Source organism: Mixta mediterraneensis, from assembly GCF_030283135.1.
Taxonomy (GTDB): Bacteria; Pseudomonadota; Gammaproteobacteria; order Enterobacterales; family Enterobacteriaceae; genus Pantoea; species Pantoea mediterraneensis.
In genome coordinates, this window is the sequence record NZ_JASUAZ010000072.1 from 1 (window position 1) to 10,385 (window position 10,385).

The following is a 10,385-nucleotide window of genomic DNA, read 5'->3' on the forward strand; positions in this document are numbered from 1 at the left end:
AAATTTTGCAGCCTTCGCAATCGGCTTCGTCACCGAGATCGTCAGGCACTTCGCTGGCCTTCTTTTCCGCTTTGGCTTCAGCCTGCTCAAGCTGTGCATCAATATCAAATTCAAACATCTCATCCATTTTTCTGCTCCCGTTACGCAATTTCAGCGCGCTTTATACCGATTTCCCGCGCAGCTTCGCAATCAGATTCACACCTAACAGCACGATCGACCCAATGATAAAGCCGAGCACTAAATTGGCACCATTACTGAGTAAGGAGGAAATCAGCCCGCTAAAATCCGCGGTTACGGCTTCAATCAAATGGTGTAGCGGCGTAATACCATGGACCACAATGTTGCCGCCCACCAGAAACATCGCAATGGTGCCTACTACCGACAAAATTTTCATCAGCCAGGGGGCAGTCGCCAACAAAAAGCCGCCTACGTCCTGCGCCACGCTGGAGGATTTTTCTCGCAGCCAGTAACCAAAATCATCAATCTTCACGATGGCCGCCACAATGCCATAAACGCCGATGGTAACAAGAATGGCAATACCCGCCAGAATAATCACCTGATTCAGTAAGGGTGCCTTTGATACGATACCGAGCGTGATAGCAACGATCTCTGCCGACAAAATAAAATCGGTACGGATTGCGCCCTTCACCTTCTTTTGCTCATACTCGCGCGGGTTCTGCGTTGATAGCTTATCCAGACGTTGCTGACGCGCTTCAGGCGAATTTTGCTGTTTATCGTGTTGCAGGCTATGCAGTACTTTCTCTACGCCTTCATAGCAAAGATAAGCGCCGCCAATCATCAACAATGGCGTAATCAGCCAGGGAGCAAACGCTGAAATCACCAGCGCCAGCGGCACCAGAATCAGCTTATTAAGAAAAGAGCCTTTGGCGACACCCCACACGACCGGCAATTCGCGATTGGCTTTCACGCCGGTGACTTGCTGAGCATTCAACGACAGATCATCGCCTAACACACTCGCCGTTTTTTTTGCCGCCACTTTTCCCATGACAGAAATATCATCCAGGAGGGTGGCAATATCATCAAGCAAGGTCAGTAAACTTGTTCCTGCCAAAATGCACTCCTTATGCCGGTCTATTCCGGTTCGTTATGCTGACAACACGGGCAACGCTCAATTTCAGCCACCGTCATTTCGGCGATGCCCTCACAATCCCACTCTACGCGTACCACTTGCCCTGCCTGTGTCTCTGCATGCAGATACTTACTCACCGGGCTCTCTGTTAACCCCGTAATCTCCTCCGTGGCCACCAGCGTAGCGCCTACATAAATCCGCGCTGTCGCTTTGGTGTTTACCATGCGCTCATCGCATATCTGATAAAGACGTTTAACGGTCAGTTTGATGCTGCTCATTGCAGGCTCCCGGTCACGGAGAAAGCGGAGATCTAACCAATTATGTTGCTGATTGGCAAGGCTACCAACTCAGGATGCCCGATAATGATGAATACCCTGGTGATCGATTTCGGCGCTGTCGTTCATTACCAGCAGCCACTCTTCTACTCTTTCCTGTAAATCTTCATCGCTCAGACGCAGCTTTCCGCGCAACGCGCATTCCCACACAATCAGCACTTTCCAGCCGCCCTCCTGTAACTGTTTAACATAGCGTTGATCACGTTCAACGTTGCTGTTGATTTTGCCCGTCCAGAACTCTGTGCGGGTGGCAGGGATTTTAAACAGATAGCAGTGATGACGGTGCCAGAAACAGCCATGAACGAAAATGATTGCCTGCTGCTCCAGCAGCACAAAATCAGGCCGTCCCGGCAGATTCTTATCCTGTACGCGATAGGTGAACCCACGATCTTTGAGCAATACCGCGATGCGTTGCTCAATTGAGGTGTCCTGCTGGCGGATAGCGCGCATATTTTTACTGCGTATGTCGCTGGAGTGAACATCAGCCATGGCGTCTCCTTTTTTAGCTGGTCCTTCAACTTTAGTCGGAAAAGCGAAAGCGATTCAGTAAACGTCGAAAGATGATGAATAAGCGCCAGGTAATCCGTCAAGGCGTAGCCTGGAGAAAACCCACTGCTTAAAATTTGGCTTAACGACCCGTTTACTGGGTCGGTATTATGGAAGCTGAGCGCCTGATTAGGCAGGCTGACCCCTTCCACCAATTTCCTCCTCGCGTCAGGAGTGTTAGCATAGGCGCTTCACTGTTAAGGAAAAATGCATGCACGCCGATGACGCCGCCGCGATCGCTGAACCCCTTCTTTCGCCTGTCCCACACGCCGATGAATCTGCCCTGTTAACCCAGGTGCTGGCGATCTATTCCGTACGCGATCTCGTGGCGCGTCTGCATCACGCAGGCTATCAGGACTGGACGCCCCCACAGCTTAATCGCATACGTCAGGGTAAGACTGCGCTGCCATCCCTTTCTGCCGGTGAAATGGCTTTGTTCCATAGCCTACTACCCACACGACCCGCACATTATACTGCGCCAGCGTTCCGCTTTATCGATCTGTTTGCCGGTATTGGCGGCATTCGCCGCGGGTTCGACGCAATCGGCGGTAAATGTGTGTTCACCAGCGAATGGAATAAAGAAGCGGTTCGCACTTATCGGGCAAATCACTACAGCGATCCGCTGGAACATACTTTTAACAGCGATATTCGCCAGATTACACAACCCGCCGATCTGTCCGGTGACGAAGCGATTTATCGCTATATTGATGCGGCGATCCCCGATCACCAGGTTCTGCTGGCTGGTTTCCCTTGTCAGCCCTTTTCGCTGGCGGGCGTAAGTAAAAAAAATGCGCTAGGCCGTGCGCACGGCTTTGAATGTCAGGTACAAGGCACGTTGTTTTTCGACGTAGCACGTATTCTGGCAGCGAAAAAGCCGCCGTTTTTTGTGCTGGAAAACGTCAAAAATTTAAAAAGTCATGACAAAGGCCGCACCTTCGCCATCATCATGGAAACGCTGGATGCGCTTGGATATGACGTTGCCGATGCGGAGGCTGATGCGCCTGACGTCAAAATTATTGATGCACGCCACTTCCTGCCCCAGCATCGTGAACGTATCGTCCTGGTGGGCATTCGTCGTGACATTGCAGGCAGTAAAACTTTTACGCTACGCGATATTCGTCAGCACTTTCCGTCACAGGTTCCCAGCCTGCAAAGCCTGCTGGAGACGCAGCCAGATGAGAAATACATCCTTTCTCCGCAGCTTTGGCGCTATCTGTATGAATATGCGAAAAAACACAAAGCGAAAGGCAATGGTTTTGGTTTTGGTCTCAACGATCCGCGTAATCTTCACGGTTGTGTGCGCACGCTATCGGCGCGCTATTACAAAGATGGCTCCGAAATTCTGATCGATCGCGGCTGGGATAGTGTGATCGGTGAAGCGGATTTTCACGACGCGGCGAATATGGCGCGTCGACCCCGCCGCCTTTCGCCCCGTGAATGCGCACGCCTGATGGGTTTTGACGTGCCGGGCAGCGAACCGTTTCGCATTCCGGTATCAGATACCCAGGCTTATAAACAGTTTGGTAATTCTGTGGTGGTGCCAGTATTTGCAGCGGTGGCCCAGTTGTTATTACCCTATATTCGCAACCTGAAACGCTAATTTCTATTCTTAATTTCCGTCAGGAAACACGATTCTGCTGTTTTCCCGCTTAACGGCGGGACTGTCACAAAGACGTCACGCAACCCGCTAATACTGCTGTTTTTATTTTTTTGGTTGGGCGATGTCTATCTTCACTTTATTACCGCTGCGTGTCCGTAAACCGCTGAATTATCCCTCTCTACCCGCCTGGCTGACCAGCCTGCGCGGCAACTTTGTTCTGTTCGTGGTGCTGTTTTGCCTGTTGCAGTCACTCGGTATTGTGCTGCTTACCGCACAGGTTGATCACACTAAAACCAGTCTGACCCAGGCCAGTGCACTGCGTGAACGTCTGGCCCTGCTGGATCGCGCGCGCATGGCGCTGCTCACCGCCAGCGACAACAGTCACCGTGCTGGGATTTATTTAATGCAAGACCAGCAAAGCGGTTCGGTAGACAGCTGGAAAAGCCTGGCAGATACCGCTGTAGCGTCATTAAATCAGGCTGAACAGCTTTTTGCCCGGTATCACGCTGAAGCAAACGGGGATTTACAGCAGAGTTTTGCGCTGCTGACTCAGGGCCTGAATGAGCAGCTGAAAGGCTTAGCCGCCAGCAATATTGACGCTTTTTTTATGGTGCCAATGCAGGCGTATCAGCAACAATTCAATGACGCCTGGTTTAGCGAAATTACACAGGCGAATAAAAAGCTCAGTGCAGTGAATCACACTACGCTGACGACCTTAACCGATAGCCGCAATCTCTCCCTGCTGGTCACGGCTCTACTGTTCAGCTTGCTGCTGGTGGGCGGTATTTTGCTTTTTCATGGGGTGATTACGCCGCTACGCCAGGCAAGTTGTCAGTTGCAGGACATCGCCACCGGCGACCTGATCCCGTCATGTACGCCAGCGCGTATACAGTCGCGCGAGACGCTGCAACTGTTTAATACGATGGAAGAGATGCGTCAAGGACTGCGCCATATCGTCAGTGAAATCAATACAATTGCTGCCAGCGTCGCAGCCGGGGCCAGTGAAATGCAGCAGCATAATGCGCAGGCTAGCGAGCAACACAAAACGCAAAACGCCAGCTTCAGTCATTTGTCTCAGCGCCTGCATCGTGTTTCACAAGAGGTAGAAACCAGCGCTAACGTCTCGCTGCAAGCCACACAGCAGGTTCAGGCTACGGACTCCCTGATGCAAAAATGCACACGTCAGGTTGAGGAGATGGAAACTCAGATGCGGCACATTGTCGATGCGTCCGGAAATATTGCTGGCATTGTAGAGATGCTGGATGGCTTGTCATTACAAACCCGGCTGCTGGCGTTGAATGCCGCAATTGAATCCGCTCATGCAGGTGTTTATGGCCGCAGCTTTTCGGTTGTGGCGAAGGAAATCGGTTTGCTGTCAAATAAAAGCGGCCATTCTACCCGCCAGATTGACGGGCTGATTCAACATACTCAGCAGCATGTCAGTCAGGGCTTTAACAAAGTAAAATCGCTGGAAACGCTCTTTGGGCAAATTAGTCAGGCGGTGAGCGCGGTAGTGACGCAGCTTGATAATTTGCAGCATAACGCTAAAGCTCAGAGCAATCGCGTCAGCCATATTGCTGCTGAAGTGGTGGCGCTCGACAGGCAATTGCAGACTAATGAAGAGTTGAGTCGCCAGCAGCAGCGCGCTGCCGATTCACTGCAATTGCAGGCGTCACGGCTGGGGGAAAGTGTACAGCAATTCCGCATTCGTCCAGCGTAACGCCATAACCTTTGTTCGGAAATCAAACCCGAAAAAAAACCGTCAAAGCGACGGGTTTTTATTCTCCGCTATTTCTTCTTCTTGCCCTGCTTTTTCAGCAGGGTACGAAGTTGTTTTACTTCTGCTGAAGTCAGCGGGCTGGGTACATCTTCTTCAGTGCCTTGATTATCAATGGCCGGATGCTGCTGGGTTTGCAGGCTAGCCTGCAGGCGTTGAACAATTTCCTGGCTCATTGAAATTTGATTTTCAAGCGCCAGTTGTTTGATATGCTCTTTGAGCGCAGGTTCTATTTTAATCGTCAAATTAACAGTTTCGGTCATTTCGTTACTCCCTTTTATTATGCGTACCACGCTACCGGATGACCGTTTCGATTAACATACTGTCATAAAAATCTAATATTAAGCGTTTAAGGGAGAGAAATCGCGTAACACCGACTCATCCAGACTGGTTAAATTGCCCTGCAATTCAGCGCACAGCTTCGCCATGTAACGCACCAGGAAATCAGCATTGTATTCAGCCAGGGTTCGCCCGGCTGCGGTTTGCATACTGTCTGGCAAACGCAGCAGTTTTTTCTGGAAGTGATCTAACGTCCATTGTATGTCGTTGAGTTCCCGCGTTTTGCCTAACGGATCGTCATTATCAAACAATGGCCGGTTCAGTGCGCCCGCCGTGTAAAACACCCGTGCCAGACCAATCGCGCCTAAAGACTCCAGACGATCGGCATCCTGGACAATTTTTGCTTCCAGCGTTTCCGGTGTAATTGCTGCGCTAAAGCTGTGTGCTTTTACGGCGTGTGCAACGGCATCAATTAACCCGGCAGGGAAATCGATAAAATCCTGCTGCAAAATTCGCTGCGTCTCTTTCGCTGCATAAGTCGAGGCCAGATGACGCTCAGGATGATTTTTCGGCAAATTAACCACGTCATGAAAATAACATGCAGTCAATACCACCAGCGGGTTGGCCTCGCTGCCCGCCATAATGCGTTGTGCGCTCATCCATACACGTCGCAGATGGGCAATATCGTGGGCACCGTCATCATGGATCCAGTTAAGTTGAAACCAGCTTTCAAAGCGGGATTGCCAAAGTGTGAGTGACATATTCCATCTCCCTGTAATGATTAATGCGCGAACCTCCCAAAGATAAAGGTGCGCGAACGGCAAGCCATCATAGCGACTGGCTAATGACACTTTTTTACAGTGCTGTGGAAAAGAGCGACGCTGCCAGAAATGCGGGCAGGAAAGTGAGGTTACAATTATTTATATAGCACCGCTTACGCCTCATCGCCGTAAATCCCACCTTTTTCAGCACTTCCTTAAGCAATTGGGCTTAGGTAAATAAGATTAATATTAATAGTGCTTATCGACATGATGCTTTATCCAGGAATCACATTTTCCGCATAAATAAGCCGGTACTAGCACGAAATGCGCTTATAATCCTAGGTTAATCCGTCTTAAAAGACCGCCATAATTGCTGGCTTTACGTACTATAGCCGGGTAATTAGCCGTTTTCGTCTGCTTTGCCAGAAAGTTGTGGTTCGTTTTTTGCTTTTTGGAATTTTTTACCTGAAAAATAGGCGATGGTAGTTTGATAATAAGGCGACAAATTATTAAGAAAAGTGATATATACGCTTTATCCTGGAGCGTTTTTAGCCATGATCGTTTATAGCAGTAACCGGGTTCTACTTATAAAAGAGGTACTCCATGAAAGAACGACCGATTCTTTTTTCTGAACAACGGGTTCGAGCCCTGTTGGTTGGTCAGCAAACGCAAACCCGGCGCATAATGAAGCCACAAACTTTTGGTCCTGGACAGGATCATCATGAAGGCGTACATGCTTTTGATGTCAGTGCAAACCATTTGCATGGTTACAAAATGATGTCGATGGCTGACATCAGTTATCAATGCCCTTATGGCAAACCCGGCGATATTTTATGGGTACGGGAAACCTGGCGTGGGCCGATTGTGCCTGAATGCGATCTGGCTGAATACGAGCGCGATCCTACACCGTTTCGCCTGCCCGCCTTTTGTCAGTATCGTGCCGACAGCAATGAATTAGGCCAGCACTCAATGAACAGCCCCGAAGGCGAGCAGTTTGGCTGGCAAACCGCCATTCATATGCCGCGCTGGGCGAGCCGCATTAATCTTGAGATCACAGATGTACGCGCTGAAAAGATTCAGGACATCAGTGAAGATGACATCATGGCCGAAGGCGTACAGACCGATTCGCACTTCCTTAATAACTTCTTCACCATGAACATGGACTCCGAGTCACCCAAAGAGGCCTACCGCAAAGCATGGCAAAAACAGTACGGCGCGACCAGCTGGGAAGTCAATCCCTGGGTCTGGGTCGTTGAGTTTCACCGCATTGACAGAGGCTAATTAAGCGCGCTTTGCGGGCGAAATCACAGACATGCCCGCTGCAAAGCGGTTGAATAGTTTTCCTGAGCCTGTCGCCAACCAAACCCTGCCAGCATGATGTTTCGATGCTGGCATTTTTATTTTTGCCGCGTCAGGATAGCGTGACCCTCTGATTCTGAGCGAGTGCTGTGATGTTTAACTGGCCCTGGAAAACACATGTAGAGCCATCTTTAGCTGCATTGCCGTGGCAGCAAGGTTTGGCACAACCGATCTTTACCCTCCTTACTGATGATGAGCAGCGTGCGTTAGTGCTGTTGGCGCAGCGTTTTTTATCGCAGAAAAAACTGGTGCCGCTGGATGGTGTGCAACTCGACGAACTGCATAAGTTGCGCATTGCCCTGCTGTTTTGTTTACCGGTGGTAAAGTTAGGATTCGACTGGCTGGACGGCTTTCATGACGTGCTGATCTATCCTGGCCCCTTTTTAACTGAAGATAACTGGCAGGATGAAGCGGGACTTGTGCACAATGCTCCTGCGGTACAGGCTGGCCAAAGCTGGACGCAAGGTCCGGTGGTGCTCAACATGTCAGATATTCAGGACTCGTTTGACCTTTCCGGCTATAACCTGGTGATTCACGAAGTGGCGCATAAGCTGGATGCACGCGGTAGCGGCTATACCAGCGGTATTCCGATGATGCCTCTGCGCGAGGTCGCGTTATGGGAAAGAGACTTACGTGCAGCCATGGATGAGATCACCAGTGAAGTTGAACTGGTCGGCGAACAGGCCTCAAGTATCGATCCTTATGCCGCCAGCGATCCCGCTGAGTGTTTTGCTGTGCTGTCCGAATATTTTTTCAGCGCACCTGATCTGCTGGTCGAGCGTTTTCCTGTTATGTATCAGCACTTACAGCGCTTTTATCAACAAGATCCATTAACGCGCATGATGGCAATCTCGTCAGAATCTGCTTAAATCGCGATCGCTTTGCGTTAAAGCTAGCCAGTTGAATGATAATGTATTTTTTGGAGTTGACACGCTCCTGCGGCGCCGCTAATATTCGCCTCGTTCCAACGATTCCTCTGTAGTTCAGTCGGTAGAACGGCGGACTGTTAATCCGTATGTCACTGGTTCGAGTCCAGTCAGAGGAGCCAATTTAAAGAAACCAGATGTCTACTGACACCTGGTTTTTTGCTTTTTATCAATTAGTTATTCCCTTCCCCATATCTATACACGTCGGTTAAAAACCACTCGAAGTTATACCCTTTTGCTGGTAAAGCGAGTTCGTTTTTCTTTTTACCAGCATTCGGAGGGAACCCATGCCACTTACTGATACTAAAATAAAACATGCCAGGCCCTCAGAAAAAGCGGTGAAGCTCACAGACGGATTCGGTCTGTATCTGCTGGTACACCCAATGGCTCAAAATACTGGCAGTTAGGCTATCGCTTTGAGGGCAAGCAGAAAGTGTTTTCGATTGGTGTTTACCCCGCCGTTTCTCTTGCTGATGCCAGACAGCGCCGTGATGAAGCCAAAAAGCTGTTAGCTTCCGGAATTGATCCCAGCGCCAAAAAAAGTCTGACAACAAAGCGGTTCAGGAAAAGCGTAACAACATCCGTGCTTTTAAAACTGTTGCCAGAGGTTGGTTTGTCACTAAAACCACCTGGTCGGAAGATTATCAACGTTCTGTCTGGACGCAACTGGAAACTTACCGCATGAACCATGAACCATGAACCATCCAGAGATAAAACCATCAGACTGGATAAAGGCAGGAAAACACGATTGTGTGGTCATGCAAATTCACCATCTGGAGTTTGTAAAGTAGTATTTAAAAACTACAGCAACGACACATAATGTTGACTGGAATAGTAAGCAGTGTTTTCCCAGAGCGTCCTGATTTTGGTAGATACGAAAATAACGATGACTCATTTGTAAGACAACTAAAAACAGGAAAATAATAAAACACCTGACTCCTTTCGTGATAAAAATAACATTTTTAATGTTCATCACTTTTATTGTATTATAACAAACCATACCGGTAAAAACATTGCTGTTCCCGAATAACAATTTAAGCTGATATATAGACAACACTATCTCATTTAAAAATAAATGCAATGAGAAGGCATAACAAAGAGCATGATAAAATACGATAGCTTTGCCCTTACTCAAAATAGAGGCAATAAAATAAACTGTCAACCCAGGGTTAATACTATGGCAATATTAGTAAGACGGGCTATGGGCATTTCATAACACGCACGCAAATTATGTGGGATAGCATCCTGGATGGAAAATAGTAAACTCTGGAATAACAATACAATTAATAATATATTTTATTATTATCTTGACAGTGATAGTTAACAATTAGTTATATATTTGATTTATGATCCATACTAAATTAGTTTTTTTGTGAAATTAAACCGGCTGGTTTTTTGAAGGGATTATTAATTCTTTAATTAATTGGATTGTCGCTTTTTGCAACATTGTATGCGGTCGCCGCGTACTTGTAGCAAGCGAAAGAGGAGCAAACAAACCATCCTGACCAATGCGTCTAAATTGTACTTCATTGGACTGAGCAAAATTTACGATTGCATTTTTGGGAAGAATTGCGCTACCAAGACCATGCGTCACGAGTTCAAGGATTGTACTTACACCATCAATATCAATAGCATAGGTCGGTGATAAATTACATACACTCATCGCTTCTTCAAGAAGGAGACGGAACGCATGTTGACGACTAGGCATAACC

At 48.4% G+C, this 10,385-nt stretch carries 10 protein-coding genes, 1 tRNA gene and 1 pseudogene; 6 read left to right on the plus strand and 6 right to left on the minus strand.

Annotated elements, in window-relative coordinates:
• Nucleotides 1-160 precede the first annotated feature (160 nt).
• The 3 genes from QRY16_RS20860 to QRY16_RS20870 all read right to left on the minus strand — a co-directional run bounded on the left by QRY16_RS20860 (nt 161) and on the right by QRY16_RS20870 (nt 1,914).
• Nucleotides 161-1,072: a DUF808 domain-containing protein gene (locus QRY16_RS20860; RefSeq protein ID WP_289777913.1), complete on the minus strand. Its 912-nt coding sequence runs from the start codon at nt 1,070-1,072 to the stop codon at nt 161-163.
• 20 nt (nt 1,073-1,092) lie between these two features.
• Nucleotides 1,093-1,368 (minus strand): hypothetical protein, encoded by a 276-nt coding sequence (locus tag QRY16_RS20865; protein WP_289777914.1) that lies wholly within the window; start codon nt 1,366-1,368, stop codon nt 1,093-1,095.
• Nucleotides 1,369-1,437: 69 nt separating this feature from the next.
• The gene (locus QRY16_RS20870; protein WP_289777915.1) at nt 1,438-1,914 is read right to left on the minus strand and encodes a very short patch repair endonuclease; all 477 of its coding nucleotides are present in this window, start codon (nt 1,912-1,914) and stop codon (nt 1,438-1,440) included.
• 268 nt (nt 1,915-2,182) lie between these two features.
• Between QRY16_RS20870 and dcm the strand changes: the two genes are divergently transcribed.
• A complete protein-coding gene (dcm, locus tag QRY16_RS20875; protein ID WP_289777916.1) occupies nt 2,183-3,571 on the plus strand; it encodes a DNA (cytosine-5-)-methyltransferase in 1,389 nt (462 codons plus the stop codon).
• Nucleotides 3,572-3,692: 121 nt separating this feature from the next.
• Complete coding sequence (locus QRY16_RS20880; RefSeq protein ID WP_289777917.1) at nt 3,693-5,291, plus strand: methyl-accepting chemotaxis protein; 1,599 nt, start codon at nt 3,693-3,695, stop codon at nt 5,289-5,291.
• Between the two features lie 68 nt (nt 5,292-5,359).
• Here QRY16_RS20880 and QRY16_RS20885 read toward each other — a convergent pair whose 3' ends face one another.
• Entirely contained in the window at nt 5,360-5,611 is a 252-nt protein-coding gene (locus tag QRY16_RS20885; protein WP_289777918.1) for a hypothetical protein, read from the minus strand.
• Between the two features lie 78 nt (nt 5,612-5,689).
• Nucleotides 5,690-6,388, minus strand: a complete 699-nt coding sequence (locus QRY16_RS20890) for a phosphohydrolase (RefSeq protein ID WP_289777919.1) — start codon at nt 6,386-6,388, stop codon at nt 5,690-5,692.
• Between the two features lie 603 nt (nt 6,389-6,991).
• On the opposite strand from QRY16_RS20890, the gene QRY16_RS20895 reads away from it, so the two are divergent.
• From QRY16_RS20895 to QRY16_RS20910, 4 genes and pseudogenes are all read left to right on the plus strand, one after another.
• Complete coding sequence (locus QRY16_RS20895; RefSeq protein WP_193403957.1) at nt 6,992-7,669, plus strand: ASCH domain-containing protein; 678 nt, start codon at nt 6,992-6,994, stop codon at nt 7,667-7,669.
• Nucleotides 7,670-7,839: 170 nt separating this feature from the next.
• The gene (gene mtfA / locus QRY16_RS20900) at nt 7,840-8,616 is read left to right on the plus strand and encodes a DgsA anti-repressor MtfA (RefSeq protein ID WP_289777920.1); all 777 of its coding nucleotides are present in this window, start codon (nt 7,840-7,842) and stop codon (nt 8,614-8,616) included.
• A gap of 103 nt (nt 8,617-8,719) precedes the next feature.
• Nucleotides 8,720-8,795, plus strand: a tRNA-Asn gene (locus QRY16_RS20905).
• Between the two features lie 165 nt (nt 8,796-8,960).
• Nucleotides 8,961-9,351 (plus strand): annotated as a pseudogene (locus tag QRY16_RS20910) (Arm DNA-binding domain-containing protein); the annotation flags it as partial.
• A 700-nt stretch (nt 9,352-10,051) separates the two neighbouring features.
• On the opposite strand, the gene QRY16_RS20915 reads toward QRY16_RS20910, so the two are convergent.
• A partial coding sequence (locus QRY16_RS20915; RefSeq protein WP_289777921.1) for a LysR substrate-binding domain-containing protein occupies nt 10,052-10,385 on the minus strand: 334 nt, incomplete at its 5' end.

Excerpts from the sequence above, each read along its gene's own strand:
- QRY16_RS20870 (WP_289777915.1), bottom strand. The coding sequence starts at position 1,914 with ATGGCTGATGTTCACTCCAGCGACATACGCAGTAAAAATATGCGCGCT.
- dcm (WP_289777916.1), top strand. The coding sequence starts at position 2,183 with ATGCACGCCGATGACGCCGCCGCGATCGCTGAACCCCTTCTTTCGCCT.
- QRY16_RS20895 (WP_193403957.1), top strand. The coding sequence starts at position 6,992 with ATGAAAGAACGACCGATTCTTTTTTCTGAACAACGGGTTCGAGCCCTG.
- QRY16_RS20885 (WP_289777918.1), bottom strand. The coding sequence starts at position 5,611 with ATGACCGAAACTGTTAATTTGACGATTAAAATAGAACCTGCGCTCAAA.
- QRY16_RS20880 (WP_289777917.1), top strand. The coding sequence starts at position 3,693 with ATGTCTATCTTCACTTTATTACCGCTGCGTGTCCGTAAACCGCTGAAT.
- QRY16_RS20865 (WP_289777914.1), bottom strand. The coding sequence starts at position 1,368 with ATGAGCAGCATCAAACTGACCGTTAAACGTCTTTATCAGATATGCGAT.
- mtfA (WP_289777920.1), top strand. The coding sequence starts at position 7,840 with ATGTTTAACTGGCCCTGGAAAACACATGTAGAGCCATCTTTAGCTGCA.
- QRY16_RS20890 (WP_289777919.1), bottom strand. The coding sequence starts at position 6,388 with ATGTCACTCACACTTTGGCAATCCCGCTTTGAAAGCTGGTTTCAACTT.